General features: G+C 67.2%; 30 protein-coding genes and 1 tRNA gene. 22 read left to right on the top strand and 9 right to left on the bottom strand.

What is annotated here, in order from left to right:
* Together ACRC20_RS07215 and ACRC20_RS07210 are read left to right on the top strand one after the other, a co-directional pair.
* Positions 1-1,412 (top strand): DUF222 domain-containing protein (locus ACRC20_RS07215; RefSeq protein ID WP_438685676.1); only part of this gene is annotated, 1,412 nt, incomplete at its 5' end.
* Between the two features lie 10 nt (positions 1,413-1,422).
* Positions 1,423-1,683: a hypothetical protein gene (locus ACRC20_RS07210; RefSeq protein ID WP_438685675.1), complete on the top strand. Its 261-nt coding sequence runs from the start codon at positions 1,423-1,425 to the stop codon at positions 1,681-1,683.
* Here the strand turns inward: ACRC20_RS07210 and ACRC20_RS07205 are convergent.
* Positions 1,680-2,135 (bottom strand): helix-turn-helix domain-containing protein, encoded by a 456-nt coding sequence (locus ACRC20_RS07205; protein WP_438685674.1) that lies wholly within the window; start codon positions 2,133-2,135, stop codon positions 1,680-1,682. The two genes, ACRC20_RS07210 and ACRC20_RS07205, sit on opposite strands and share 4 nt — an antisense overlap.
* A 240-nt stretch (positions 2,136-2,375) precedes the next feature.
* Between ACRC20_RS07205 and ACRC20_RS07200 the strand changes: the two genes are divergently transcribed.
* The 12 genes from ACRC20_RS07200 (at position 2,376) to ACRC20_RS07145 (ending at position 9,949) form a co-directional block, all read left to right on the top strand.
* A complete protein-coding gene (locus tag ACRC20_RS07200; protein ID WP_438685673.1) occupies positions 2,376-2,699 on the top strand; it encodes a WXG100 family type VII secretion target in 324 nt (107 codons plus the stop codon).
* Positions 2,696-2,989, top strand: coding sequence for a WXG100 family type VII secretion target (locus tag ACRC20_RS07195; protein ID WP_438685672.1), 294 nt, complete (start codon positions 2,696-2,698; stop codon positions 2,987-2,989). Before ACRC20_RS07200 ends, ACRC20_RS07195 begins: the two co-directional genes overlap by 4 nt.
* Before the next feature lie 11 nt (positions 2,990-3,000).
* Positions 3,001-4,494 (top strand): GH-E family nuclease, encoded by a 1,494-nt coding sequence (locus ACRC20_RS07190; RefSeq protein WP_438685671.1) that lies wholly within the window; start codon positions 3,001-3,003, stop codon positions 4,492-4,494.
* Entirely contained in the window at positions 4,491-4,988 is a 498-nt protein-coding gene (locus ACRC20_RS07185; protein WP_438685670.1) for an ankyrin repeat domain-containing protein, read from the top strand. The genes ACRC20_RS07190 and ACRC20_RS07185 overlap by 4 nt, the downstream gene beginning before the upstream one ends.
* Positions 4,985-5,419 carry a YbaB/EbfC family nucleoid-associated protein gene (locus ACRC20_RS07180; protein ID WP_438685669.1) on the top strand — a complete coding sequence of 145 codons (435 nt, stop codon included), beginning with the start codon at positions 4,985-4,987 and terminating at the stop codon, positions 5,417-5,419. The genes ACRC20_RS07185 and ACRC20_RS07180 overlap by 4 nt, the downstream gene beginning before the upstream one ends.
* Before the next feature lie 472 nt (positions 5,420-5,891).
* Positions 5,892-6,683, top strand: coding sequence for a helix-turn-helix domain-containing protein (locus ACRC20_RS07175; RefSeq protein ID WP_438685668.1), 792 nt, complete (start codon positions 5,892-5,894; stop codon positions 6,681-6,683).
* A 144-nt stretch (positions 6,684-6,827) separates the two neighbouring features.
* Entirely contained in the window at positions 6,828-7,280 is a 453-nt protein-coding gene (locus tag ACRC20_RS07170; RefSeq protein WP_438685667.1) for a hypothetical protein, read from the top strand.
* Positions 7,281-7,595: 315 nt separating this feature from the next.
* Complete coding sequence (locus tag ACRC20_RS07165) at positions 7,596-7,745, top strand: hypothetical protein (protein WP_438685666.1); 150 nt, start codon at positions 7,596-7,598, stop codon at positions 7,743-7,745.
* Positions 7,742-8,137, top strand: a complete 396-nt coding sequence (locus ACRC20_RS07160) for a hypothetical protein (protein ID WP_438685665.1) — start codon at positions 7,742-7,744, stop codon at positions 8,135-8,137. Before ACRC20_RS07165 ends, ACRC20_RS07160 begins: the two co-directional genes overlap by 4 nt.
* 92 nt (positions 8,138-8,229) lie before the next feature.
* Entirely contained in the window at positions 8,230-9,051 is an 822-nt protein-coding gene (locus ACRC20_RS07155; RefSeq protein WP_438685664.1) for a phage major capsid protein, read from the top strand.
* Positions 9,052-9,287: 236 nt separating this feature from the next.
* Positions 9,288-9,668: a hypothetical protein gene (locus tag ACRC20_RS07150; RefSeq protein WP_438685663.1), complete on the top strand. Its 381-nt coding sequence runs from the start codon at positions 9,288-9,290 to the stop codon at positions 9,666-9,668.
* Positions 9,668-9,949: a hypothetical protein gene (locus ACRC20_RS07145; RefSeq protein WP_438685662.1), complete on the top strand. Its 282-nt coding sequence runs from the start codon at positions 9,668-9,670 to the stop codon at positions 9,947-9,949. The genes ACRC20_RS07150 and ACRC20_RS07145 overlap by 1 nt, the downstream gene beginning before the upstream one ends.
* A 7-nt stretch (positions 9,950-9,956) precedes the next feature.
* Here ACRC20_RS07145 and ACRC20_RS07140 read toward each other — a convergent pair whose 3' ends face one another.
* The 4 genes from ACRC20_RS07140 to ACRC20_RS07125 form a co-directional block, all read right to left on the bottom strand.
* Entirely contained in the window at positions 9,957-10,334 is a 378-nt protein-coding gene (locus ACRC20_RS07140) for a hypothetical protein (protein WP_438685661.1), read from the bottom strand.
* 273 nt (positions 10,335-10,607) lie between these two features.
* A complete protein-coding gene (locus ACRC20_RS07135) occupies positions 10,608-12,047 on the bottom strand; it encodes a recombinase family protein (protein ID WP_438685660.1) in 1,440 nt (479 codons plus the stop codon).
* Positions 12,048-12,204: 157 nt separating this feature from the next.
* Positions 12,205-13,716 (bottom strand): alpha,alpha-trehalose-phosphate synthase (UDP-forming), encoded by a 1,512-nt coding sequence (locus ACRC20_RS07130; RefSeq protein ID WP_438685659.1) that lies wholly within the window; start codon positions 13,714-13,716, stop codon positions 12,205-12,207.
* Positions 13,709-13,897 carry a hypothetical protein gene (locus ACRC20_RS07125; protein ID WP_438685658.1) on the bottom strand — a complete coding sequence of 63 codons (189 nt, stop codon included), beginning with the start codon at positions 13,895-13,897 and terminating at the stop codon, positions 13,709-13,711. Before ACRC20_RS07125 ends, ACRC20_RS07130 begins: the two co-directional genes overlap by 8 nt.
* A 91-nt stretch (positions 13,898-13,988) precedes the next feature.
* On the opposite strand from ACRC20_RS07125, the gene ACRC20_RS07120 reads away from it, so the two are divergent.
* Both ACRC20_RS07120 and ACRC20_RS07115 read left to right on the top strand, forming a co-directional pair.
* Positions 13,989-14,060 (top strand) — tRNA-Thr (locus ACRC20_RS07120).
* Between the two features lie 390 nt (positions 14,061-14,450).
* Positions 14,451-17,276, top strand: a complete 2,826-nt coding sequence (locus ACRC20_RS07115) for a glycosyl hydrolase 2 galactose-binding domain-containing protein (protein WP_438685657.1) — start codon at positions 14,451-14,453, stop codon at positions 17,274-17,276.
* Here the strand turns inward: ACRC20_RS07115 and ACRC20_RS07110 are convergent.
* From ACRC20_RS07110 to ACRC20_RS07100, 3 genes are read right to left on the bottom strand one after another with little or no spacing between them, the layout of a single operon-like run.
* Positions 17,273-18,391 (bottom strand): adenylate/guanylate cyclase domain-containing protein, encoded by a 1,119-nt coding sequence (locus tag ACRC20_RS07110; RefSeq protein ID WP_438685656.1) that lies wholly within the window; start codon positions 18,389-18,391, stop codon positions 17,273-17,275. The genes ACRC20_RS07115 and ACRC20_RS07110 overlap by 4 nt on opposite strands.
* 49 nt (positions 18,392-18,440) lie before the next feature.
* Positions 18,441-19,109 carry a sterol desaturase family protein gene (locus tag ACRC20_RS07105; RefSeq protein ID WP_438685655.1) on the bottom strand — a complete coding sequence of 223 codons (669 nt, stop codon included), beginning with the start codon at positions 19,107-19,109 and terminating at the stop codon, positions 18,441-18,443.
* Positions 19,106-19,753 carry a FadR/GntR family transcriptional regulator gene (locus ACRC20_RS07100; RefSeq protein ID WP_438685654.1) on the bottom strand — a complete coding sequence of 216 codons (648 nt, stop codon included), beginning with the start codon at positions 19,751-19,753 and terminating at the stop codon, positions 19,106-19,108. The genes ACRC20_RS07105 and ACRC20_RS07100 overlap by 4 nt, the downstream gene beginning before the upstream one ends.
* 113 nt (positions 19,754-19,866) lie before the next feature.
* On the opposite strand from ACRC20_RS07100, the gene ACRC20_RS07095 reads away from it, so the two are divergent.
* On the top strand, positions 19,867-20,715 hold the full coding sequence (locus ACRC20_RS07095; RefSeq protein WP_438685653.1) for a TIGR03620 family F420-dependent LLM class oxidoreductase: 849 nt from the start codon (positions 19,867-19,869) through the stop codon (positions 20,713-20,715).
* Positions 20,712-21,566 carry a TIGR03620 family F420-dependent LLM class oxidoreductase gene (locus ACRC20_RS07090; protein WP_438685652.1) on the top strand — a complete coding sequence of 285 codons (855 nt, stop codon included), beginning with the start codon at positions 20,712-20,714 and terminating at the stop codon, positions 21,564-21,566. The genes ACRC20_RS07095 and ACRC20_RS07090 overlap by 4 nt, the downstream gene beginning before the upstream one ends.
* Here the strand turns inward: ACRC20_RS07090 and ACRC20_RS07085 are convergent.
* Positions 21,563-22,129 carry a class I SAM-dependent methyltransferase gene (locus ACRC20_RS07085; protein WP_438685651.1) on the bottom strand — a complete coding sequence of 189 codons (567 nt, stop codon included), beginning with the start codon at positions 22,127-22,129 and terminating at the stop codon, positions 21,563-21,565. The two genes, ACRC20_RS07090 and ACRC20_RS07085, sit on opposite strands and share 4 nt — an antisense overlap.
* 55 nt (positions 22,130-22,184) lie before the next feature.
* Between ACRC20_RS07085 and ACRC20_RS07080 the strand changes: the two genes are divergently transcribed.
* From ACRC20_RS07080 to ACRC20_RS07065, 4 genes are all read left to right on the top strand, one after another.
* Positions 22,185-23,003, top strand: a complete 819-nt coding sequence (locus ACRC20_RS07080) for an AraC family transcriptional regulator (RefSeq protein WP_438685650.1) — start codon at positions 22,185-22,187, stop codon at positions 23,001-23,003.
* Between the two features lie 24 nt (positions 23,004-23,027).
* On the top strand, positions 23,028-24,440 hold the full coding sequence (locus ACRC20_RS07075; protein WP_438685649.1) for a sugar porter family MFS transporter: 1,413 nt from the start codon (positions 23,028-23,030) through the stop codon (positions 24,438-24,440).
* Between the two features lie 65 nt (positions 24,441-24,505).
* Positions 24,506-25,297, top strand: coding sequence for a methyltransferase domain-containing protein (locus ACRC20_RS07070; RefSeq protein WP_438685648.1), 792 nt, complete (start codon positions 24,506-24,508; stop codon positions 25,295-25,297).
* A complete protein-coding gene (locus ACRC20_RS07065) occupies positions 25,294-26,652 on the top strand; it encodes an MFS transporter (RefSeq protein WP_438685647.1) in 1,359 nt (452 codons plus the stop codon). The genes ACRC20_RS07070 and ACRC20_RS07065 overlap by 4 nt, the downstream gene beginning before the upstream one ends.
* The last annotated feature ends 6 nt before the right edge of the window (positions 26,653-26,658 follow it).

Genomic DNA, 26,658 nt, shown 5'->3' with positions numbered 1-26,658 from the left:
GAACCGGTTCGGCGGTGAGGGATTTGTTCGCCGCGCTCGCAGAAGTGGAGCGCGAGGAGTCCCTGCTGCTCTCCCGGAAAGCGGTGCTGGTGGCGAGGATCGCCGAGAAGGTCGCGGAGCGCCAGATCGTGGAGGAGCGCCAAACTGGAAAAGGCATCTTCTCCTTCGCCGCGCGTGAGGCGGTGCTGTTGGAACTCGGCCCGGCGCTCGGGGTGTCGTCGCGCGGGGCGGAGGCCATGTTGTCGTTCGCGGAGGACATGACCGTGAACTACCCGCGACTCGGGGCGAAGCTGGCGGCGGCCGAGGTCACGGCGAAAGCCGCTCGGTTCGTGGGAGAGAACTTGGGTTTCGCTCCTTCGGGTTGCCGGGAGGAGTTGGACTCGTGGCTCGCCGTGCAGGCCCCGCGCTGGCGGGCGCACTCGTACGGGAAGATCTCGCAGTTGATGGAGGCCCAGTTCTTGCGGCTCGACCCAGAGTGGTGCAGACAGCGGCGCGAACGCGCCCACAAGTCCCGCTCGTTCACCATCACCCCGGTCAGTGACGGCATGGCGGATTTGCGTGGGACGATGCCGCTGGAAGCGGCAGCAGAGTTGCGCGAACGACTCGACGCCATCGCGCGCACGGTGTGCCCCGACGATCCGCGTCCCCTCTTCGCCCGGCACAGCGACGCACTCGCGATCCTCGGCGAAGAAAACCAACTCGTCTGCGAATGCGGCAAGCCGTCCTGCAAGGCAGCGCAGAGACCCGCACATCACCCCAAGAACATCGAACTCGTCGTCCAGCTCCCCGCGCTCATCGGGAAAGAAGACATCCCCGCGCTCCTCGACGGCGCCCCGATTGACCTCGAACTCGCACGCATGCTCGCCAAAACCGCCAAACGCATCCGCTTCACCACCACTCCGGACCAATACAAGCCAACACCGGCTCTCGAAACCCATGTGAATGCGCGCGACCAGCACTGCAGGTTCCCCGGCTGCTACCGAAGAGCGCGAACGGAACTCGACCACACGGTTCCGTTCGACCACGAGAATCCCGAATCAGGCGGACAAACAATCCCCGAAAACCTGTCAAGTTATAAAGCTACCCTCTTGATTCTGCATCAGTTGCCAGAATGCGCCAGCGATACAGATTGGAACCGCCTTGTATCCTGCAAGGATGGTATCGCAGCACGAGTGGCCGCCTGGGGAGCTTCCGCATGGATTACCGGAGCCGCAACCCAAAAGGTCGATCCCTCTTTGGCCGTTTGCTATCGGGGCGGTAGTCCTGACGGTTTTGGCCGTCGGCGCGGTCGCCTCCTTTGTGTTCTTGAAACGTCAGATACAGGGTCCGGTGGTCGCGGGATCGACCATCGAGCTTGCCGTCACCGGCGTAGGGCTCGACCATGCGTACGTCTCGTGGGAGGTGCTGTCTGATCAAGAGCTCATGCACAACAGGAAGCCGTCGCTGTGCGGCGACGAAGCGCTGACGCAGTATCCGCTGCCGTTCACGAGGACTTGCGTCGCGAAAGCCGATTCAGATACGGTCCTCGTTACTGCCGCCTCAATCGAGCCGGGCGCGCCCTCTCTGCACTGCTCTATCAAAGTGAACGGCCATGCCGTTGTCGAGCGTGACAACTCTCTGGGCGCGAGCCAGACCCAATGCCTCTACGACCTGAAACAAGAATGGTCCCCCAAGCAACGCTAGGCCGGGGTGCCTGGCGGCCGATCCCGCGCACGCTCCCATGCGGCGTAGATAACCTCAACGGGAACGCCGAGGATCGGGGCAAGAGCTTGCGCTTTCGCGTCGGTCATGGGAGTGGTGCCGTGTTCGAGCATCGAGAGGACAGTGGTGCTCATGCCAGCGGCCTTCGCCAGTTGCGGCTGGGTGAGGCGGGAGAGGTTGCGGAGGTCGGACAGGAATAGCTCGTCTGCGGGGATTCGGATCACCGCGTCAGGCTGGACTTCCAGCACGTCGAGGACAGGGGCGAGTTTGTCGATGTTCGGGGAGCGCTGCCCTTGTTCCCACTTCCAGATCGTGGACACGCCGACCCTCGCGAGCCTGCCGAGGTCTTGCGGGGTGATGCCTGTTCCATGCCAGGCGAGGCGTATCCGTTTGAACTCGTGTCGGTCGAAGCCGCGCAGGACGCGGCGGCTCACTGGCCGCGCCGGTCGTTCGAGGGCATGGGCCAATGCTGAGAGCTTGAACTTGGCTAGTCACATCGGGCACGCCTCATGGGTAGAAATAAAGTAGACTCCCTATCGCGTCAGGACGCGAAGTGAGTTATGATCGGCGCAAGATCAGTAGATGCCTCATCGTCCTACGAACCGGCTGGTTCGCGGGTCGGAGCCCGGAATGCTGGAAGGATCGTGCCGTATGGCCCGCAAGGAGTGTTCGCTGTGACTGGCTCGTCGCACACCGCGTGGAGCGCCGACGAGCTGACAGCGTTCCATACGTTCCTCTCCGAGCTGGTCGAGGCGATGGGCGACGAGAGCAAGGGCCTGCTCGATGACGGCGACGCCCTTCTCGAAGGCGACTGGAAGGGCGCGGCTGCGTCGAAGTTCTCCCCTGGCTGGGAGGAGTGGAAGCATGGCTGGAACGAAGTCGTCGAAGCCCTGAAAGCCGAAGACGAGCTGGTGGTGGAGGCGACCGGGGACTACACGCAGGCCGAGGAAGAGAACCAGACGCAGTTGGAGCATGTGCCGGTGAGGTTCAACTGGTGAGCGCGCCGTTCTACAAAGTCGACCTTGCAAAGCTCCAGGCGTTCATCGACCGACTGGGGACGTTCGATGAGAAGACACAGGGGTGGCTGAACGACGTGTCCGCCCGCGCCGAGCGCCTGCACTCGGCGTGGAGCGGGGAGGCCGCAGAGGCGCACAAAGAGCATCGGGAACGCTGGAACCAGGGAATGGCGAAGATGCGCGACGGTCTCGCGCAGCTCAAAGAGCAAGCCGCGTCCGACCACACCCGCTACACGGGCCTGATCGAGCACCAGCAGAGGATGTGGCCGTGAGCCCGGACCCGTTGGCGGTCACGCCGCCCGACTTCACCCGAGCCGGCAAGGTGTTGGAACTCGGATTGGGCGTGGTGTCGAACAGTTTCTCCGTGCTGGTGAGCGCGTTGAAGGCGTACAAGGGCATGGCTGGCAGCGACTCGTACGCGCATGTGTGGAACTACCAGTACTACAACAAAGCGTTGCGCGGGGAGTACCACGCGGGCGGCGCGCACGACGATGACTTCGAGGACGGGCTGATCGACGCGGCCACGGCGGCGCTGAACGCGATGGGCATGATGTCGGACCTGCTGCGTTTCTCCGGGGCGAACCACGCGATAGGCGACGACCCGGACGCGCCCGCGTTCCCTCCCGGCTCGCACGAGACGATCCCCGTCCCGTACATCCCAGACGCGTTCGGGCGCACGGCGACCGCCGCGCCGGGGTGGTGGCCGATTATCGCCATCATGGTCACCGGAGAGGAGTACCCGGACGGGGACGTCAACATGCTGCGAGAGGCCGGTCACCAGTTCCGGCAGCCAGGGGAGCTTTTCCGTGATCAGGGGCAGTCTGCCTGCGACGCGGCGATCAGCATCGTGCAGCAACAGACCGCGCCTGAGGTCGAGGGCGTGGTGAACTGGCTGACCTTGTTGAAGGCGCAGCTCGGGGACGTGGCGGACGGCTTCCAGGCCCTAGCGGACGGATGCTTCAAGTTCGCGGATCGGGTCGAGCAGGCCCGCAAGGACGTGGACGACAAAGCGGAGGAAGAACTAGGGAAAATCGCTATCCAAGAGGTCGTTTTCGCGGCCCTCGGTCCGTTCACTCTCGGCCTGTCCGAATACCTCGGCAACGCCCGCATGGCCAAACGTGTGCACGACCTCGCAGAATTTGTCAAGACCCGGCTCAGCCTAGAACGCATCATGCAAGACCTGCACGACGCGTGCAGCCCTATGGCCGCAGTCGCGGGAGGACCGGCGGTCCAAGGCATCAACAAGCTCATGCCGCTGCTCAAAGCCGCCCCAGCCATCTACATGCCCGCAGGCTCGGCAGAAGCAGCCACAGTCGGCGCGGCCCTCGGCCTCGACAGGCTCGTCACCAAGACAGACTACCGACCGCACTTCAGCAAAGAATTCGAGGATGCGTTTTGGGCTCGGGCTAAACGGTACACAGATTCGAACGGGAAAGAGTATTACGTGAGCGATGTTCACCAAGATATTCGTATACCTGTCGATGGAAAATACCCCAAGAGCATTACCGACTTGCCAAAAACCGAGAATGGTAGATATTATTTCGACGCGTCCACAGGAACCCGATACCCCGTTGAGGCGAAAGCGGTCATGGGGCATGATTGGGGCCAAGAGGCGTGGCGGCTACGCGATATGGCCATCGAGAAGGGTTGGACCATGAGGCAGTTGAAAGAAGAGCTAGAGAGCCACCCAGAGTACTTCCGTGTAGAAGATTATTATGGAAACGCTAGTCATAAAGACGAAATGCCGAAGCAGCTTAGAGAAAGTATACCGAAATGAACGTGGAACGTGACCAGGCTGGGCGTGTGCCGTTGCATTACGCCCCAATCGACACATTCGACATCGCGGATGCGACACGAGGGCTACCTGTTGACGAGCGCCGCCGCGTCGAGGCCGAGTTCCGGCTTAAGCAGACTCGTAAGCTCATCGAAGCTGGGGCCGACGTGAACGCGCGGGATAATGAAGAATGGACCCCGCTGCACTTTGCCGCGAGAAGTATTAATGGCGTGGAAGTAGTGCGCGCCCTCCTTGACGCTGGAGCCGATATCGAAGCGGAAAACAGCAATGGAAACAGTCCCCTTTATGAAGCGACTGTATCGAATTGGAGCGACCCTAAAACGATTGCGCTCCTCCTTTCCCGTGGGGCTGATCCGCGCCATGCGAATCGGATTGGGCAAAGTCCTTTGAGTTATATTCAGCAACCAATTTCTGGTGGTAATTTCGAAGAAATTAAATCTGCTTTCGGTGATCTTGCAAACGAGGCACCGAAGTGACTATCCCGGATACGGACGGGAAGATCGCAGAAATGCAGTCCCGCGCCGCTCGTTTCGCTCAGCGAGTCGAGCAGATCCGTGGCAAAGGCTCCCGTCTTAACGGGAAGCTCGTCTTCGAGGTGGACGCGCAGAAAAACCCCGTTCGGGTCACAGCTGACAACGGCATCGAGCAGTACAACGCCGATTCGATAGCCGAACTCTTCCAGGGGGCGGTGCGGGACGCGTGCCGGGACGTGGACCGACAGGTCAAAGAAGCGCTCTCGGAGTTTGGCGAGGATCAGCAGACGAGAGAACTCATTCGCGATGCTATGGGTCCGTTTTATCCTCGGGAGTCGAGCGGGACGACTACGCCTTCGCCCGCGCCGGTTTCCGGCCCTGATCCGGGCGAGGACGACTACGAGCCGCCTACCACTTGGTTGAGGTCTCTCTGATTCGTCGCCGTTACGACGCGCCGAGAGGTACGGCCTGGCGTGCCGCCGACCAGGGGAAACGCTCTCAGATCGCCGTGGAGCCGCGAACGCGCGGCCAGCGATCAAGAATCGTAGCCTGGACAAGCCCGCTGGGCGCGGTCTGGCCCTGAGTCTGGCCGCGTAGACACGCCGTATGACAAGCGCTTTCTCGTGTTCGCTTGCGTTCGCGGTAAACCGTGCGATGATTGAAGGTGATCGCGGCTGGCCCGCAAACTAGTTGGGCTGCTTGATCGAGGGGATTTATTTTCTGATTGCCGGGACTCCCGGTTCGTTTGTTCAAGGCACTCGTGCGCGCTGTTGCCGCGTTTCGGCTGCCTGCTGTTCAGAATCAATGACGAGCCCTCGGCGTCGAGCCGGGGGCTCTGGTGGCCGTTGTGCCGTGGGGAAGGTGTGTATGGGAGAAGTCGATCATGGGCAGGGTCGACCGAAGAACATGTTCGAGTGGCTGAGGGCGTATATGCGGACGCCGGACGCGGGGTTGCGGCACACGAAGACGACGATGTGCGCTCTGGCGACGTATGCGGACTTCGACACGTTGGAGTGCTACCCGAGCCAGCGGACGCTGGCCGAGCTGACGGGGTTCTCGCAGAAAGCCGTGCAGCGGCATGTGAGCTTGAACCTGCGGTCGGGGTGGATCGTGAAGGTTCGCGCGGGCAACTCGTACAAGACGACGAACAAATACCGCTTCGCCTACCCGGCTGCCCCCGTGGGCGGGGACAGCCTCGTGAGGGACGAAAGCGGACCGATCCCGCCTGCGGGATGCGTCCCTCCCCGACAACGGGGCATGACTGCCCCCGCTGGCGATCCCCTATCCATTGAGGGGACGATCCAAGGAACCACAAGTTCCTTGGATCGGAACAGTGACTCAGAAGAGACGGCCCCCGTCCTTGGGGCCGGTGCCGCCTCTTGGCGGGAATCCTCCCCGGCAGATGCGACGAACCAGGACACTGCCCCCGAAGGCGGGGACAGCTCTCCACCCGCTGGCGACGGCCCCGAGGTCTTCGACCCGTACGCCGACCCGTGGGCTCCGGGCGGCGTGGCCTATTGCGACCCGTCCACGGCCCAGCAGGCCTCCGGGGCTGGCCTCGGCGAGACGGAGGGCGAATACGTCTTGTCCGACCAAGAGGAGGAATGGCTGGCCCAACACGAGGCGTCGGCGCGGCCTCGCGACTTCGACCCGTGGGAGGAAGCCCCGGCATCCGGGCGGTTCGCCGATCCGTGGTGAGCGCGCCGCTTCGCCGTAGCGGCCTCTAGTCGGGCCGCTGGCGGGCGAACGGGCGCTTCTGGCCCACAGATACCCGAAATATCATTATCGGCTCTTAAATTCGATATAAGAGCCCCCGAAGATTAGATGAAGGAAGACTACACGTTGTTTGACGAACTTGTCAACCCCGAAGACGAGGACGCGGTCCAGGTCGTGGCCGAGGGCGTCGACGTCCGCAAGCTCGACAAGAGCGAGCAAGCCGAGCGGATACGCGGCCTCGTCCAGGCGGGCCACGGATTCAAGATCGAGACCGTGACCCGCGACGACGGGGCGCGCGAGCCCCGCTGCTGCGAGATTTGCGGAGCCCTGTTGACCCAGCCCGCCGACGACTGGCTGTGCGAGTGCGAGCCTGGGCCGTGGTCCGAGCGGTCCCCCGAGCGCGAGCTGTGCGAGTGCGGATGGTGCCTGCACCGCCAGCTGGTGGTGCAGGGCCGGTACCTCAGCCAGGGCCGACCGCGCGTGCAATGCGGGTCGGCGGACTGCAAACGGCTGTCCCGCAACGCGAGGCAGCGCGAGCGGCGCAGACGAGAGAAGGCGGAAGCCTCCGCGAGGGTATGAAGCTTCAAACCCCAAGTGTGGGACGGGAGAGTCTTTTCCGTCCCGTCTTCGCCCGATCCGTCCATATGCCTAAGGAGGCGAGATATTGCGGCTGTGCAAGAACCTCCTCCACGAGATACGCGGCCCCGCGGACCTCCGCCCGTGCGGGTACTGCCTCGAATGCTCGCGCGAGGCGCAACGCAGATACCGGAGGCGATGCCGACAGGCGTTGGCACGGGAGCGCCAAAGCGGCGCGACGCCGTGAACGAACACCCGGAAAACGCGCCAGCCCGACATGCTGGCGCGTTTCCGGCCGATCCGAGAGGAAGAACCGAAATGACCGATCCGACCGAACCGAACGCCGAGCACGACCAGCCCGACGCCGAGGTGTGGGCGATCCCGAAAGAGGCCTTCGCGAAGCTGGCCAGTGGGCCGAGCTGGCCCGCGAACCGTATGCCCGACCTGTGGGCCGAGGAGGCCCGGTGACCGAGCCGAGCCACAACGACCAAGCGGAGGACAACCCGCCTGAACAGGAGCGATGGCGCGCGGAGCTGGATGAGGCGAGAGCGGAGCGCGACGCGCTGGCCGACCTCGTCTCGCGGATGCGAGGCCGCGAGCTCGAAAGGCTCGCGGCCCAACACCTCGCGGTGCCGGGCGACCTGCTGGCCTTGACCGGCACCGCCCTTGGCGACTACCTCGACGATGCGGGCGACATCGACCCCGCGAAAGTCCAAGGCACGGCGCGCGGGGTGCTCGCGTCCCGACCGGGCCTCGCCCCGCAGACTCCCGCCACAGACCGGACCCAAGGCCACGGCACGCCGACCGCGCCCAGCGGGCCGGACTGGGGCGCGCTGCTCGCGTCCGGCACGACCGGCTAGCGAGCCGGGCACAACTCCATATCCCGACCACCGATCCCAGGCCCGCAGCGCACCGCTGCGGGCCTGGCCCGTCTCCCAGAAGGAAACAACACATGACCATGCTCCGATCCGGCGTCGCGAACGCCTTCACCCCCGAGGACTACGGCCAACTGGTCGACCTCGCCGTCAAAGCCAACTCGACAGCCGCCCGCACCGCGACCGTCGTGCAGACCGCCAAGGCGAAGATCAACTTTCCCGTGTGGAAGGCCGACCCCGCCGTGGGCTGGTACGCCGAGAACGACCTCATCGAGGAGACGGACGGGGCCACGGACGAGGTCGAATGCGTCCCGTCCAAGACAGCGGGGCTCACCCCGATCAGCAACGAGCTTGCGGAGGACTCAAGCCCCGAGATAGCGCACCTGGTCGGCGGCGCGCTGTCCAACCAGATCACCCGCGCCATTGACGCCGCCTACCTCGGCAGCACCACAGCGAAAGGACCGGACGGACTGCTCTCCATCGCCTACACCACCGTGGACACCGGAGCCAGCCTCGCCAACCTCGATCCGTTCGTCACCGCCCGATTCGCCGCGAAGGCCAAAGGCTCCGACCTCACATCGTGGATCGTGAGCCCGCAGACCGCCGAAGTATTGAGCAAGATCAAGACGCAATCCGGGTCCAACCAGTCGCTCTTGCAGTTCGCCGAGGACGGCCTCGTCGTCGCCGGGCTTCCCGTAATCCTCTCCGACCAGGTCGATCCCGCCACCGTGTTCTGGGGTATCCCGAAAGACCACGTCGCGCTCGTGATGCGCCTGGGCACCAAAGTCGAGACCTTCGCCAACGTGCACCGCGACGGCCTCTACCTCCGCGCCGTGTCCCGTCTCGGCGTCGCCTTCCTGAATCAGCCGGGCGTGGTCCGAGGACACAACGCCGCCTAGCCCCGCGTCCGGCAGGCCCGGTCGGACCGGGCCTGCTGGGCACCGGCAGAGCGGGACGCTCGGCGTTGGCAAGGGAGCGGCAGCAGCCGCGAGACCCGGACCGCAGATCCGAGCAAGCCCCGACACCCCCAGGGGTACAACCCCTCCCCCCGCCTCCCGACCGGCACGTAATGCGGGTCCCTGGTCCCGCGAGCAAATCGAAACCCCATTTTTTCAGCAGAGAGGCACAACCGGAATTGACCACGAAACCGCGAGCCCCGCACGGGCTCGGCTCGGAAGGGCAACGGCTCTGGAAAGCCGTCACAGCCGAGTTCGACCTCGACAGAGAGCCGCATAAACAACGCATCCTGTTCGACGCCTGCAAAACCGCCGACCTGGTCAAACGGCTTGACGACGCGGCAGAGGGCGCGCCGCTCATCGTCCAAGGATCGACCGGCCAGCCCGTCATCAACCCCACCGTCTCCCAAAGCCAATCAGCGAGGAGCCTATTAGCCCAACTCCTCGCCAGACTCGGACTCCCAGACACCGACGAGGACCAGGCAGAGAAGGCCGCGAAGCTCTCCGAAACACGCAGGAAGGCCGCGCGAACGGCTCGATTCTCCGTGGTGGCCGACTAATGCCAACGCGCCGCAGCAGACGCGCCGCCCGCAGCGCCAGCGAGACGGCAGACAGCCTGCCAACGAGGTTCTACCATCCCGATCCCATCGTCAATGGCGGCCAGCTCGTCGGACTCGCCGCGTACATGGACGACCTCGACAACCACCTCACCGAGCAACACGGCCCACGGCGAACCGGCGCCCCGTCCGCCGTCGACATCATGGAAGCGCTTGGCGCAGCGCCAGATGTGTGGTACCGGCACGCTTTGACCAAGCAAGCCGAGAAAGGCTCAGGCGGTTAGAGAACGCTCAGTCTTGGCACTTGACCAGGACTATGTGGTAGCTCTCGTGGTACACGCCATTGCGGGCGTTACGCATCGCCCCGTCTCGGGACGAACCCGTATTGGCGTAATACCGGGTCCGGCCCGACCCGTCGTCATATCCGATCAGTGCGCCGCAGCGCCCCGAACTGAATTGGACGTGATGGGCGTTGCTTCCCAAAGATTTCTGGATGGCGAGAATGATATCCGTTTCGTATGCGCCGTCATGAAACGGCTGGTAGGTGCCATCGGAGGTAAACCCGATTCCTCCCCAGTAGTCACCGTTCTCATCCGCATGAGCGAACGACACAGGCAGGGCAGCAAGAAGACCAATCGCGGAGAGAGAAAGAGATGTGACCCGTTTCATAAGAAAACGATAGCACAAACAGAGCCGCAATGCGCGTGTGAAGGCATTCGCTCATCTAATCGACACGAACATGTCAACCAGGGGGTAAAACTGACAATCCGTTCCATCTCGGCCCGCAAGGAATCCAGCTGCGACACGACGACCGCGTTCCGCGCGTGGCTGGCCGCGTCCCGCGAGCGCCAGGGCCTGCCGATGAAGATCACCGACCCCACGGCCATCGAGCAGGCCGCCGTGCTCCTCGGCAAACCGCAGACCGCGCGCAAGGGCAAGCGGTCACACCTTCCAGACCGGCTGCACTCGGCCTATGTCCAATGTCCGCGATCCGGGAGTGCCGGGGGCGATGACGGCGTGGTCGAGCACGGATCGCACGACGGCGCAGCGGCGGTCTAAGACGGTCTCTTCCCACTGCGCTCGCAGCTCCGCGCCCTTGCCCGCGAAGCCCGCGAGCGCGGTGGTCTCCGTCGCTTGCGCCAGACGGCGTTCTAGGTCGCGTATGCGGGAGTGGATCGGGTCGCGCGCCGCGATCCACTCCCGTATCGTGATCGCCTTCTCCGCGTACAGCGCGGCCAGCTCCTCCAACTGCCGTTGGTCCTCGGTCAACGCCTCCGACAACGCCGCCGTCTCGACGTCTTCGCTCTCCTTACCGCTCATCTTCTTCGCCACAGCCGGGGAGTCCAACAGGTCGAGCACGGCATCGGTGATCAACTCCTCCACCGGCTCGGCCACCACGGTGAGCCGCCCGCAGCCGCCGTGGTCGGGGCCTTTGAGGCACACATACCGCCTGGTGCGGCGCTCCACGCCCTCGTACCTGGCTGCTGAGAACAACGTGTTCCCGCACTTCCCGCACCGCAGCATCCCCGACAGCAGGTAACGTCGCACGGCGCGCTTGCCAGAGCGCTGCCGAGCGGCGAGGCGGGCCAAGACCCGTTCGCGCTCGTCGGTCGTGATGATCGGCTCCCACACCGCCTTGCCCACGATTTCGCCGTTGTGCTCCCTGAGCCCAGCGATACGCGGGGAAGTCAGGATCTGCCGCAGCGTGTGCGTCTTCCAGACCGACGTGCCCGACATCGTCGGCACCCCGGTCTCGTTCATCCACGTCGCCAACGAGCGCATCGACTCCCCGGCCAACAGGCGCGCCACCAGTTCGCGGATGATCGCGGCCTCGGGTTCGCGGATCGTGGTCTTGTCGTCCTCGTACCCGAACGCGCGGCGGCTCCCGGTCGGCAGCCCTGCGAGCGCGCGCTGCTCCAGCTCCCGTTTCACTCGCGCGGACTTCCTGCCGGACTCCTTGGCCGCGAACGCCGCGAAGATCCGCGCCATGAAAAGGCCGTCGTCGTTGCCGAGGTCGATATCAGCGGTCACCGTCGCCACGTCGTGCATGCCCGCCTCGTCGCACAACGAGATGAACGACTCCAACTCGACAGGACGACGGTGCAAGCGGTCCAAGTTGTAGACGATCACCGCGTCACGCGAGCCCGACCGCAGATCCTCCAACATCCGCCCATACGCCGGGCGATCCTTCCCCGAGTACGCGGACACGTCGTTGTCCACGTACTCTTGACCCACCGGCCAGCCACGCGAAGCGGCCAGCTTCCGGCAGTCCTCCAACTGCCGCGCCACGCCAAGGCCCTCCCCCAATTGGTCGGACGAGATGCGCGCGTACACCGCCGCAGACTTGATCACACGTTTCGCTTCGCGAGCCCCAGAACCCATGAGGGCAGTTTAACGACATCTCGGCAACCTCAAACGATTGTGCCGACACCACCACCGAGCAAAAACACACGGACGCTGGCGAGACCAACAATCACCCGACGGAACCGTCCACTGGACCAGCCCAACCGGCCAGCACCACCTCACCAGCCCAGGCTGATCAGGCCAGCTCGTCCTCGGAGTCGAGCGGCGCGGTCTCGTCGATCTGGCCGGACAATGCCTCAAGGAAGGACCGTGCCCAGCGCCCCACGTCGTGGGAGAGGACTTGGCGGCGCAGCGCGCGCATCCGACGACGCGCTTCTGCGGGATTTTGCTCGATCGCGGCGACGATGTTCTCTTTCACGCCGTCCAAGTGGAACGGGTTGACCAGGTGGGACTGGCGAAGCTCGGCGGCGGCTCCGGCGAACTCGCTGAGGACCAACGAGCCGCCGAGGTCGCTGCGGCAGGCGATGTACTCCTTGGCGACCAGGTTCATGCCGTCCGCGAGCGGGGTGACCAGCATGACGTCGGCCGCCACGTAGAACGCGAGCAGCTCTTCCCGCGCGACCGGGCGGTGCAGGTAGTGCACAATCGGCCTGCCGACCTGCCCGTGCTCGCCGTTGATCTTGCCGACTTCGCGCTCGATCTCCGCGCGCAGCGTCTGGTAGCTCTCCACGCGTTCCCGGCTCGGGGTGGCGAGCTGCACGAACACCGTCCGCTCCGGGTCCATGCGCTTCTCTTCCAGCAGCTCCTCGATGGCCCTCAGGCGCACGTCGATGCCTTTGGTGTAGTCGAGCCGGTCCACGCCGAGCAGGATGTGGTCGGGGTTGCCGAGCTCGTCGCGGATCGCGAGGGCGCGGGTGCGCACGGCGCGGGTCTTGGACTGCTGGTCGATCTCGGCGGAGGCGATGGAGATCGGGAACGCGCCGACCCGCGTCGAGCGGAAGCCGGACCGGACCACGCCGAAGCGCCCGCGCACGCCGACCGCGTTGCGCGACGTCTCCTGCCCGGTGAGCTCGCGGGCCAGCCAGAGGAAGTTCTGCGCGGCCTGCGGGCGCTGGAAGCCGATGAGGTCGGCTCCGAGCAGGCCCTCCACGAGCTCGCGCCGCCACGGCAGCTGCATGAACAGCTCCACGGGCGGGAAGGGGATGTGCAGGAAGAAGCCGATGGTCAAGTCGGGGCGGAGCATGCGCAGCATCTTGGGCACCAGCTGCAACTGGTAGTCCTGCACCCAGACCGTGGCCCCCGGCGCGGCGCATTCGCTCGCGACCTGGGCGAAACGGCGGTTGATCTCCACATAGGAGAGCCACCACTGCCGGTGGAACTCCGGTTTGACGATGAGGTTGTGGTACAGCGGCCACAGGGTGGCGTTGGAGAAGCCCTCGTAGTAGTCGGCGACCTCTTGTCCGCTCAGCCGCACCGGCTGCATGGTGAGCCCGTCGTCGAAGACGATCGGGCTCTCGCCGACCCTGGGGTCAGTGGTGCCTGGCCAGCCGACCCAGGCGCCGCCGCGCTCGCGCAGCAGTGGTTCGAGCGCTGTGACCAGGCCCCCTGGGCTGCGCCGCCATTTTCCCGATCCGTCGGGGGTGCGTTCCCAGTCCACGGGGAGCCGGTTGGCGACGATGACGAATTCGCCTGTGCCCGCCTTGCCCGAGTCGGGCTCTGGGCCGTGCGGCACGGGGCCGTCAGACATCGGCGCGCTGGACAGGCCCAATCCCGAGCATCGCCAGCAGGGTGCGGCATTCGTCAACGTCGTTCGCGTATGCCGCGACGACGCGGCGGGCTTGCAGTGCGGTCTCGTCGGCCAAGGGCTCGAGCTCCTCGTCGAGGTCGAGTTCCCCCTCGGTCACCACGTCCGGTTCCTTCGTGGGCATGCTTCGCCTTTCTTCAGCTTCGGGCCTTCAGCAGTCTATTCTACTCTGCGGCGGTCTGTCGGTTATGCTGGACTTCCCCCGTCAGGGGCTGGCCGGAGTAGCTCAGAGGCAGAGCACCTGTCTTGTAAACAGGCGGTCGTGGGTTCAATTCCCACCTTCGGCTCACCGGGCTTCACGCCCAGAATGACGCCGCTTCCTGCTGCGATCCTCATCCGGCGTTCCGCTCGGCGAAGCTGCCGTCTTCCCGCTTTTGGGGCTCGCTGTCACGCAATGTCACAACTCGCCCGCAACTCTTCGCGGGCGTCGACGGGCTTTCCCGCCGGGGAGCCGGGGGCCGGGATCGTTGCGCCATGCCGCCGCGTGAAGTGCGAACCCGCACGTCATAGGCTATCCTGGGCTATTGTCCGCCGCCGCCCGGCGAGCGGATGCGATAGCATAATGTCTTGGCCGAGCGCTTGTCCTGTCAGCAGGCGGTCGTGGGTTCGATCCCCGCCTTCGGCTCTCCGGGGCGTTTGCCGCCCGAATGTGGACTGAGTGAAAGAACGACTGTCGTATGCAAGGTGCTCGTACCAGGCGGACAGCCGTGCTCGTCCTGGTGCTGGCGCTGGTCACAGCGGCTGCGGTCACCGCGTTCGTCGCCCTCGCGGCCAAACGCGCGCCAGGACAAGTGCTGCCGGTCCAGCCGATCCAGGGCAGCAGGATCGGGACGACTGTTCTCGGGACCAACGGCTGGCAAGTGATGAGCAGCGCGGACATCGCCGACCGTCCGTCGCAGATCTCGGACCCCTCGCATGCGGGCAAGGGCTGGCTCGTGGTGAAGCCGGACGACGCCGGGGCCCCGGGGACGCTCATCAACGCCCTCCTGCAGAACGGGGAGTGCCCGAACGTCTTCTACTCGCAGAACATGCGCGACTGCTTCGGCTATGTCACCGCGCCGGGGCCGGTCGAGACGCCGAGGTTCGCCGTGCCGTGGTGGTACCGGACCGATTTCGACATCGGCCCAGGCCTTGAGCCGGGGCAGCGCGCCGAGATCGAGATCCCTGGCGTGATGGGCGAGGCCGATGTGTGGCTGAACGGGACGGAGATCGCCACAAGGGACATGGTCAGCGGCGCGTACGCGCGACATGTGCTCGACGTGACCAGCGGTCTGCGTCCGGGCAAGAACTCCTTCGCCCTCATGCTGTACCCGAACGACCCGGCGGGGATGTTCACCACCTCCAGCGCCGACTGGAGCCAGATCCCGCCCGACAACAACACCGGCGTCCAGTATCCGGTCAGCCTGCACGTCACCGGCGCGCTCGGCCAGACGAACGCGCATGTCGTGCAGAACAACGCCCCGGACCTCTCCAGCAGCGAGCTCACAGTCAAGGCGCGGGTCGTCAAACACGGCGACCAGCCGATGCGCGGCGAGGTCCGCGCCAAGATCACCCCGCCCGACGGCGGCCCGCCGGTCGAGCTGCGGGCCGAGGTGGACCTGCCCGCGGACCAGAACTTCAAAGACGTGGTCTTCGACCCGACGACGATCCAGCGCCCGAAGGTCTGGTGGCCGTACTCGATGGGGGACCAGCCGCTGTACACGCTCGAGGTCGCGGTCGCGCAGAACGGGGTCGTGACGGACTCGTCGAAGAAGACGTTCGGGATCAGGACCGTCGAGTCCCGGCTGGTGGGCCAGACCCCGGAGGCCCCGGGCGGGTGGCGGCAGTTCAGCGTCAACGGGAAGGACCTTTTGATCCGGGGCGGCGAGTCCGCGCCGGACCTCTTCCTGCGCTACTCGAAGCCGGAGGTCGCGCGGCAGGTCGCGTTGGTGCGAAACCTCGGCCTGAACGCGATCCGCCTGGAGGGGCACGACCAGCCGGACGACTTCTACGAGCAGATGGACCGGGCGGGGATCCTGGTCCTCGGCGGGTTCATGTGTTGCAACGCGTGGCAGCCGCCGAGCGACGCGATCCTCACCGACCGGGACGAGCGGATCATTTACGAGTCGGCCCGGAGCATCGGCGAGCGCGAGCGCGGCCACCCGAGCGTCGTCACGTACGGCTGGAGCGACAACGAGCCGACGCCGACGCAGGAGCGGGCGACCCTGCGCGGCTTCCAAGAGTCGGACTTCGACGTCCCGGTCATCGCGGCCGCCATGTACAAGAACACCCCGACGTTGGAGTGGTCCGGGGAGCGGGAAGGCCCGTACGACTGGGTGCCGCCGTACTTCTGGTACGAGAACGGCCGGATCGGCCCCAACAACGAGACGCTGACGAATATGAGCGGCTCGCGCGGTTTCGGCAGCGAGCAGGGCGCGGGCGACAGCATCCCGACGCTGGCCTCGCTCAAGCGCTTCCTCTCCCCCGAGGAGCTGGACCGGCTGTGGCGCGACCCCAACTACAACCAGTACCACACGAATTTCCAGCCTGCTCGGGGCGGCAAGAACCTGCACGGGCCCGCGACCGGGGACGGCTACGCGTTCGGGACGCTCTACAACTTCTCGACGGCGCTCGCGCAGCGGTACGGGCAGTGGTCCGATGTGGAGACGTTTGTGCAGCTGGCGCAGCTGGCGAATTACGAGAGCGTCCGCGCGCAGTTCGAGGCGTTCATCCGGTACTCGACCGATCCGACGAACCCGTCGACGGGGCTGGTGTACTTCATGATCAACCAGGGCTGGCCGTCGCTCCTGTGGACGCTGTACGGCAGCGACGGCGACCAGCCCGGCTCGTATTTCGGGGCGGTGGAGGCCAACCGTCCGGTGCACGCGCTGCTCAGCTACGACGACAACACCGTGACGGTGGCGAATTTCGGCCTCGGCTCGCAAGACCATCTCGTGGTGCAGACCAAAGTCGTCGGCGTCGACGGGAACGTGCTCGACGACCAGTCGGCCTCGGTCGGCGCGCTCGCCAGCCAGGAGGTCAGGGCCGGGCTGCTGGCTCCGAGCGTCCCGGTCGAGGGGCCCGCGTACTTCGTCGAGGTCCTGCTCAAACGGGGCGACGAAGTGCTCGACCGCAATGTGTACTGGCGCTCCACCGTGCCGGACGAGGTGGATTGGGAGGCCAACGGCGGCAACCGGGTGAACTTCCCGAACGCGCCGATGCGGCAGTACGCGGATTTCAAGGCCCTGCGCGACCTGCCGCCCGCGCAGGTGGCGGTGACGGTCGGCGACCTTGGCCAGGGCAAGGTCTCGGTGCGGCTGGTCAACAACTCGGACAAGGTCGCGTTCTTCTTGCGGGCGGACGCGCCGAACGCCGCGTCCGCCATGTGGGACCAGAACGACATCACCCTGCTGCCGGGGGAGTCGCAAACGATCACCGCGACATACGAGCCGCAGCCGGGGTCGGGCCAGAAACCTCAGATCACCGTCTCGGGGATGAATGTCGCGGCGGTGACGGTCAACTAGCGGAACGAGCGGCGCGGGCGCCACTGCAGCACGTACGCGTCGAGCTTGTGGTAGCCGCGCACTTGCAACGCCCGGCGCAACGCCTTGATCTGCATCTCTTTGTCTTCGACGATCTCTGCGGCCAGCCCGTCGTCCACGAGGACTGCTCCCGGCTTGGCCGAGGTGGTCAGCCGCGAGGCGACGTTCACCGTCGTCCCGTAGAGGTCGCCGAAGCGGGTGAGCACTCGTCCGTACGCGACCCCGACCCGCAGCTCCGGCACCTCGTCCCCGTCGGGCACGAAGTCCTGGAGCGTGAGGGCTATCCGCGCGGCGGCCTGCGGCGACGTCGTGGCGAACATGACCTCGTCGCCGAGGTTCTTCACGACCCAGCCGCCCTCCTGGGTGATCACCGTTGTGGCCGTGGACTCGAAGGATTCGAGCAGGCGCTCGAGCTCGCGCTCGTCGAGGTTGCGGGAGAGCCTGGTGTAGCCGACCATGTCGGCGAAGCCGACGGCGAGTTTGTGCTCGGTCTGCCCCCCGACCCGCTGCGCGTGGGCAGCGAGATGGCGCCGCCAGAGGTAGCTCTGGACGAAGTCGAAGGCGGGCAGGACCTCGTCGAGGAGCGAGTCGGCGAGCGTGCCGGTCAGCGCCGTCACTTCCATCTGGGAGCCCTCGGGCAACCGCTCGACGGCCTCGGCCCGGATCCGGTCGTACGCGGACTCGGACTGCCATTCCGCGAGCCGGGCGAAGCCCTGGCCCAGATTCCGGGCGACGGTGTACTCCATCTCGGGGGCGAGGAGGTCCCGGTCGACCAGCGTGGTGAACAGGCGCAAGGCCTGGAGGTCCCCGTCGGTGAACATCTTCACCTCGGGATCGGGGTCGGTGGCGAAGCCGAACGCCACCCAGAGCCGCGCGATGCGGTACGGCTGCACCCCGATCAGCTCGGCGATCTCCCTGCGGTTGTATTTGCGCTCGCCGCCGAGCAGCCGGTCCTGCACTCGTTTGCGCATTTTTCTGCGCTCGGAGTCGGCGGCCTCGTCCGATTCGGAGTCGGCGGCCTCGTCCGACTCGCTCGTGCTGGCGCCGTCTTCGTCGGGCAGGCTCGGCTCCTGCTCCTGCGAAGCGGTCTCGTCCATGCCCCATAGCCTATATCCGTCTGTTGGCGAGGTCACCGGCGCTTGGCCCTCATCGCCCCGCCGCCCCGAACAGGTTCTTCGCGGTCGGCGAGGCGGGCACGGCAGACGGGTCGGGACAGGTGCCGAGGAGCTTGTCGGCGGTGCCGGACGAGGTGACGGTGAACCAGTAGTGCTCGTTCTTGTAGTGGTGGTGGCGGTGGTTCTGCCAGATCGCGCGGTAGAGGCGGCTTTTCGGCTTGTAGTCGGTGTGGATGAGGTAGTGCGTCCACTCGTAGACCATGCCGAGCGAGCCGACCGTGGCGAGAAAGGTGAGGCCGAGCGCGCGGCGGCGGAAGGCGGTCAGCCCGATGGCGACCAACGCGGCGATCACGCCGCAGAGGGTCTGCCACGGGATGAAGACGAGCGGGACGTCCCTCGGGTCGACATGGTGCGCGCGATGGTCCCGCGCCAGCTGGAAATCGAGCGTGACCCGCCCGACCTTCCTGGGTTTGAAGTGCAGCGCCGTGGTGTGGACGACCCATTCGACGAAGGGGAAGAGCAGGACGGCGACGACGGGCACGCGCGCGTCGCCCCAGCGCCAGTCCTTCGCCGAGATCCGCCCGGCCACGGCGGCCACGAGCGTCGTGGCGATCAGCCACGGCGACCGGTGCCGCCAGAACTCGGGGGCGACCGCGCGGAGCGTCGTCGCCGGGTTTCTGCGCTGCCGTGGCGTGGTCATGAGAGGGCTCCTTCTTCGAGCGTGGTGGCGAGGGCTTCGAGGGCGGAGGTCCCTCGGGCGAGGAGCTGGCGGGCGAGGGAGCGCGCTTCGGCCTCGTCGCCGTCGGCGACGGCGACGGCGAGGCCCGCGTACGCGCCGGCAGCCCCGACTTCGGAGCTGAGGACGACGGCCAACGCCTCGATCGCGGGCTCGTAGGCCTTCCACAGGCTGTTCGCCATGAGCCGGTGGGCGATGGAGTCCGCGCCGTCGACCAGCACGTCCCAGTAGGCCAGGGCGAGGCGCTGCTTGCCGACGGGGTCCTCCTCCGCGCCGAGGACTTCGCGGACTTCCGCGACGCTGCGGATGACTTTCGGGTCGGGGCTGCCGTCCCGCACGAGCAGCGCGGGCAACAGCTCCGGCCCGGCCTCTCGCCGGTAGTCCACGACCGTGGTGCCTTCGCCGTGCCGCGTCGCGACGAGCCCGGCCTGGGAGAGTTTCTGGATCGCCTCGCGGACCACGGGCCGCGAGACTCCGAACGCCTCGGCGAGGGCGCGTTCGCCGGGGAGCCCGTTGCCCGGCGCGAGCCTTCCGTCGAGCACTTGGGCGCTGATCTGCGCGAACACCGAATCCGCCACGGAGGTCCGCTGGATGGGCGAGAAGGTCATGTCCCCAGCATGCGCCCCCATTGGACAGATGTCAACTGGTCATACCAGTTGGATGCGACCATGCTGCGCCGAATGCCGGGAATAGCGCCGCGCCGGACCGGGTTGCCCTGGGGGTGAGCGAGATCCAACTTGGCCAATACGGCGTCTTCGGCGCGTTCGAGTACTTCGCCGGGCGCGCCGCCGCGATCGAGAAGCTGGGCTACGGCGCCATCTGGATCGGCGGTTCGCCGCCGTCCGACCTGGCCTGGCACGCGGCCGCGCTCGAGGAGACCGAGCGGATCGTCGTCGCCTCCGGCATCGTCAACGTGTGGACGGCCCCGGCGGGCGAGGTCGCCGAGACCTACCATCGCTTCGAAGAGCGGCACCCTGGCCGGTTCCTGCTCGGGATCGGGGCGGGCCACCCCGAGGCGCAGGCCGAGTACCAGAGCCCGTACCAGAAGGTCGTCTCTTATCTCGACGAGCTCGACGCGCATGGCGTCCCCAAGGGGCGGATCGTCCTCGCCGCGCTGCGCGGGCGCATGCTCAAGCTCGCCGCCGAGCGCACGGCGGGCGCGCACCCCTACTTCATGCCGGTGGCGCAGACCAAGTTCGCCCGCGAGGCGCTCGGGACGGGGCCGCTGCTCGCGACGGAGGCGAAGGTCGTCCTCGAGACCGACCAGGCCAAGGCCCGTGAGGCGGGCGCGGACACCGCGCGTTTCTATTTGGGCCTGTCCAACTACGTGAACGCGTGGCGCGAGTTCGGCTTCCCCGGCCTTGGCGTCGGCGACGACGCGAGCGGCGAATTCCTCGACGCGCTCGTCCAGCGCGGCACCCCCGAGCAAATCGTCGCAGGGCTGCGGGCGCACCTCGCGGCGGGCGCGGACCACGTCGCGGTCCAGGTGCTCCCGGGGAAGAGCGACCCGGTCCCCGTGCTGGCGGCGCTGGCCGCGCAGCTCGGCCTGGCCACCGAGGCCGGGCAGTGACCACGCCGCCGCTCGGCAAGGTCGGAGTCTGGGGCCTCTTCGACCGTTTCGGCGACGAGAAGGCTGCCGAGGTCGAGCGCCTCGGCTACGGGGCGATCTGGGTCGGCGGGGTGTTCGAGTCGGACCTCCGCAATGTCCAGGGGGCGCTGGAGCATTCGGAGTCCATCACCGTGGCTTCGGGGATCGTGAACATCTGGACGGCGCCCGCGCAGGAGGTCGCCGCCTCGTACCACCGGCTCGACGCGCGTTTCCCCGGCCGCCTCGTGCTGGGGGTGGGCATCGGCCACCCGGAACGCAGCGCCGCCGTCTACAAGACGCCGTACCAGGCGCTCGTGGCGTATTTGGACGAGCTCGACAGCGCCGGAGTGCCGAGGGACCGCCTGGTGCTCGCCGCCCTCCGGTCGGGGGTGCTCAAGCTCTCCGAGGCTCGGACTGCGGGCGCGCACCCGTACCTCACCCCCGTTGCGCACACGAAATTCGCCCGCGAGGCGCTCGGGCCGGGCGTGCTGCTCGCCCCCGAGCACAAGGTCGTGTTCGAGACCGACCCCGAAGCCGCGCACGCGGTGGGCCGGGAAGCGGTCGACTTCTACACCGGGCTGAGCAATTACGTCAACATGCTGCGCGAATTCGGCTTCCCGGACCTCCACGTCGGCGATTCCGCGTCGGACGAGCTGCTCGACGCGCTGGTCTCCTACGGCACGCCGGAGCGGATCGCCGCAGGCGTCACGGCCCATCTGGAGGCGGGCGCGGACCACGTCTCGGTCCAGGTGCTCCCCACGAAGGGCGACCCGATCCCAGGGCTGGCCGCCCTCGCGGAGGCGCTGGGGCTGCGCTCGGCTGCTTCGGGCTAGGCCGCGACAGCCCGCCAGCGCTGCCTGCCGCCCCATTCGTCGGTGAAGACGTCTTGGAACCCCGCAGTTTCGAGGCGGCGCGCGAGCGACTGCGGCGGCACCGGGTTGTAGGTGTCCCCGATGTGCAGCGCGCGCATGAACAGGCTGTGCACCAGGTCGCATCCGGCGAACACGCCGCCGGGCTCCAGCACGCGCCGTGCCTCGGCGAAGAGCTCGTTCTGCCCGTGCGGGGTGGGGACGTGGTGGAGCATGGTGAAGCAGACGACGGAGCTGAACTGGGAATCCGGCAGGTCGAGGTCCGTGCCGTCGCCCTCGACGATCCTGGCTCGGGAGCCGTGGCTGCGCCGAAGGCCCGCCGCCATCGCGGGGTCGATCTCCACGGCGGTAAGGCGCTCGGTCCGCTCGACCAAGACCTTGAGGTTCGCGCCGTAGCCGGGGCCGATCTCCAACGTGCTGTCGCCGAGCTCGACGCCCAAGAGCGCCCAGGGCAGCATCTCGTCGCGGACCGAGGCGGCCCATTTCTCCGAGCTGCAAATGCGTCGATGTATCCAGTTCATAGCCATGGCCTCGACGGTAACGGCCTTCGACGATGTCTGAAAGACGATAAGATGACACAGTATGTCGCAAAACAGCCACGACGCGCCTGCTGCGGCCGAACTGGTCGGCAGGCTCGTCGAGCCTGGGCATGCGATGGTGCTCGGCGACGTGCGGCTGCGCTCCGGCCACTGGTTCTCCGAGCATGTCCACGACGACCACCACCAATTGGTCTGGGCCGCTCGCGGCGTGGTCGCCGTTTCGGTGGAGATGGGCGCAGCCGCAGGGAAAGCGCAGTGGGTGCTCCCAACGACGCGGGCGTTGTGGCTGCCCGCAGGGGTGGCCCATCGCACCGGCGCCATCGGCGGCGCGGTGCTGCGCGGCGTCTACTGCCCGGCGAACCGGACAGGCGGGAGCCTGCCTCATGGCGACTGGCGGGCGCCTCGGCTGATCCGGGTCGGCCCGTTGTTGCGCGAGCTGCTGGGGCACTTGCTCCGCGCGGACCTGGCCCCGGACGCGCGGGAGCGGGCCGAGGCGGTGCTCTTCGACCTGCTCGAACCGATGTCCGTGATCCCGATCCGCGCTCCCATGCCGACCGACCCCAGAGCGGCAGAGCTCGCGAGACGGCTGGTCGCGAACCCCGCGGACGGCGCTGTCTTGCGTGATCTCGCTCGTGGCGTCGGCGCGTCGGAGCGCACGCTCTCCCGGATCTGGGCCGCGCAGACGGGGCTCAGCTTCGGGCAATGGCGCACGCAGGTCCGACTGCGCGCGGCACTGCCGCTCCTCGCCGAGGGCAAGACCGTCGAGCGCGTCGCCGAGCGGACGGGCTACTGCTCCGCGAGCGCGTTCGCGGCCGCGTTCCGCCGCGCGGTGGGTGTTTCGCCTGCCCGCTATTTCGCGTGACGCGCCCTGACTTATGCTGAACCGATGGTTAGCCACCTCACAGCAGAGCAGCGGCCGGCGAAGCCGCCGCTCGCGAAGGTGCTTTTCGTGTCCGCCTCCGCCGCGATGAGCGGGTTCCTGTTCGGCTACGACACGGCGGTGATCAACGGAGCCGTCCCCGGCATCCGAGGTCATTTCGCCATCGGCGACGTGGCGGTTGGCGCTATCGTCTCCACGGCCCTGCTCGGCTGCGCGGCCGGGGCGATGGGCGCGGGCAGGCTCGCCGAGCAGTTCGGGCGGCGAACGGTCATGCGCGTCGCGGCGATCCTCTTCCTGGTCAGCGCGCTTGGGTCGATGTTCCCGTTCAGCCCGTGGCTGCTCGCGCTCTGGCGGGTCATCGGCGGCACGGCCATCGGCGTGGCCTCGGTCATCGGGCCGCTGTACATCGCGGAGGTGTCGCCTCCCGCGTACCGGGGCCGCCTCTCGTCGCTGCAGCAGCTGGCCATCGTCGTCGGCATCGCAGTCTCCCAGCTGGTCAACTACCTGATCGCGGACGCCGCGGGCGGAGGGGTCCGCGACACGATCGCGGGCCTGGAGGCGTGGCAATGGATGCTCGGCGCCTGCGCCGTGCCCGCGCTCGTGTACTTCCTCCTCGCGTCCACCATCCCCGAATCGCCGCGATACCTCGTCGCCAACGGGCAAGACGACCAGGCCCGCGCGGTCTTCGCCGAGCTGGAAGGCCCCGACGTCGACGCCGAAGCCCGCGTCGCCGAAGTCAGGGCCGCCCTCGTCGCCGACCGCAAGCCCCGCTTCACGGACCTGCTCGACCGAAGGTCGCTCCTGCCCGTCGTCGTGTGGGTCGGCGTCGGCATGGCGGTGTTCCAGCAGCTCGTCGGCATCAACGTGGTCTTCTACTACTCCGCGACGCTCTGGCAGTCCGTCGGCGCGGACCAGGCGGATTCGCTGCTGCGCAGCTTCTCGACCGCAGTCATCAACATCGTCGGCACTTTCGTCGCGATCGCCCTCATCGACAGGATCGGGCGCAAAGCGCTGCTGCTCGCGGGCTCCGTTGGCATGGCGCTCGCCCTCGGCGCGGAAGCCTGGGCCTTCAGCCATCTCCAACGCCAGGGCGAGCACGCCTTCCTCCCGCACGACGCGGGCCTGACCGCGCTGGTCGCGGCGCATGTGTTCGTGTTCTTCTTCGCGCTCTCCTGGGGCGTGGTGCTCTGGGTGATCCTCGGCGAGATGTTCCCCGCCCGCCTGCGCGCCGCCGCGATCTCGCTGTCCACCGCTTTCAACTGGCTCGCGAACTGGTTGATCACCGTCTCGTTCCCGAGCCTGTCCACCTGGAACCTCTCGCTCACCTACGTCGGCTACGCGCTGTTCGCGGCGATCTCGTTCTTCTTCGTGCAGTTCCTGGTGCGCGAGACCAAGGGCAAGACCCTCGAAGAGGTCTGACAGCCGGGGTCCGCGCGGCGATACCTCAGACGGGCTTTTCGTCGGTGCAGTGAGAGAATGATCCTATGGCTGCTTCCTGGGATCCGAAGGTCTACCACCGGTTCAGCGACCAGCGCGACCGCGCCTACTTCGACCTCCTCGCCCGCGTCCCCGACATCGCGCCGAAAAAGGTCGTCGACCTCGGCTGCGCGACCGGGCGGCTCACGGCGGCGCTGGGCGAGCGCTGGCCCGAGGCGGAGGTGGTCGGGATCGACTCCTCTCCCGCGATGGTCGCCGACGCGGCCACGGGCCTGCCGGGCGGCGGCAGTCTTCCGAGAAATGTGCGCGTCGAGCTCGGCGACATCGCCGACTTCTCCGCCGAGGGGGTCGACCTCCTCTTCACGAACGCCGCGCTGCAATGGCTGCCGCAGCACCGGGAGCTCCTCGCCGGGTGGGCCGGGCAGCTGGGCTCGGGCGGGGTGATCGCCTGGCAGGTGCCGGGCAACTTCCTCGCCCCCTCGCATGTGCTGATGCGCACGCTCTCGTTGGGGCCGAAATGGAAGGCGAAGCTCGACGGGGTGCTGCGCGGCGGCGAAAGCACCGACACCCCGGAGCAATACGCGCGCCTCGCCCTGTCCGCCGGGCTGGTCCCCGACGCGTGGGAGACCACCTACCTCCACCTGCTCGAAGGCGACGACCCCGTGCTCGGCTGGGTCCGGGGCACCGGGCTGCGGCCGGTTCTCGACGCGCTGTCGCCAGAAGACGCGGCGCAGTTCGAGCGCGAATACGCGGGCCTGCTCCGCATGGCGTACCCGAAGGCGGGCCCGCTCACCCCGTTCCCGTTCCGAAGGATCTTCTGCGTCGCGGTCAAACCGTGACGGGACAGGCGCCGGTGCGCCCGGTCCGCGTCCTGGTCATCTGCTGCCTCAGCATCTTCGTCGTCATCCTCGACGCGAGCGTCGTGAACGTGGCGCTTCCGGCGATCGGCCACAGCCTTCGCTCCGGGAAGGAGGAGCTGCAATGGGTGGTCGACGGCTACACGCTGACGTTGGCGAGCTTCCTGATCTCCAGCGGGGTCCTCGCCGACCGGGGCGGCAGGCGACGGTTCTTCCGGTACGGGCTGGTCCTCTTCGGCCTCAGCTCGCTCTTGTGCAGCGTCGCCCCGACGATCCATGTGCTGATCGCGGCGCGGGTGCTGCAAGGGATCGGCGGGTCCATGCTCAACCCGGTCGCTCTCGCGATCATCACCTCGGTGTACTCCGAGCCCGCGAAGCGCGCCAAGGCCTTGGGCGCGTGGGGCGCGGTCGTCGGGATCGCCATGGCGCTCGGCCCCGTGTTCGGCGGGTTCCTGGTCGACACGGTCGGCTGGCCGTCGATCTTCTGGATCAACGTCCCCGTCTGCGCCGCCGCAGTCTGGGCGACCCGCTTCCTGCCGGAGTCGTTCGGCAAGCAGGCGCGCGGCCTCGACGTGCGGGGCCAGGCCTTCGCGGTCGCGGCCATGTTCGGGCTCGTCCTCACGATCATCGAATTGCCCCGGCGCGGGTTGTCCTCGCCGTGGATCTGGGCGGCGTTCGCCTGCTTCGTGCTCTGCGCCTTGGCCTCGGGGCATGCGATGCGCCGCGCGGAGAGCCCGTTCATCGACCTGCGCGCGTTCCGCAGCGCGCCCTATGCGGCGGCGAACCTCGGCGGGTTCTCCACCTCGCTCGGGCTCGGCGCCCTCGTCTTCACGGTCTCGCTCTACCTGCAGGCGCATGTCGGGGAGTCCGCCGCGACAGCGGGGGCGCACCTGCTGCCGATGGCGGTGGGGATGTTCGTCTTCTCGTCGGTGAGCGGCAGGGCGATGGCCGCGTTCGGCGCGAGCCCGCCCCTGGTGTTCGGCGGTATCGGCATGGCGGCCGCAGGCGTCGTGCTGGCCGCGCACATCTCGTCGCCGACCCACTGGATTCTCATCGGCGCGGGTTTGTACGGGGTCGGGCTCGGCCTGGCGAACGCGCCGATCTCCGCGATGGGGACCACGGGCATGGGCGCGAACGCCGGAGCCGCCAGCGGCGTGGTCTCCACGAGCAGGCAGCTCGGCATAAGCGTTGGCGTCGCGCTCGCAGGCTCGGTCGCCGATCCGGCTGACGGCAAGGTCGGGCCGTCCTGGGCCTTGTTGTGCGTCTGCGGCGCGGTCGTCACGTCCGTTGGGGCAGTGCTGTGGCTGCGCCAGAAGGCGGACGCGCCCGCCGTGTGAGAGCCT

The organism is Segniliparus sp., assembly GCF_051660745.1.
In the GTDB taxonomy this organism is placed as follows: domain Bacteria; phylum Actinomycetota; class Actinomycetes; order Mycobacteriales; family Mycobacteriaceae; genus Segniliparus.
This window is presented reverse-complemented; position numbering and strand designations above follow the sequence as displayed.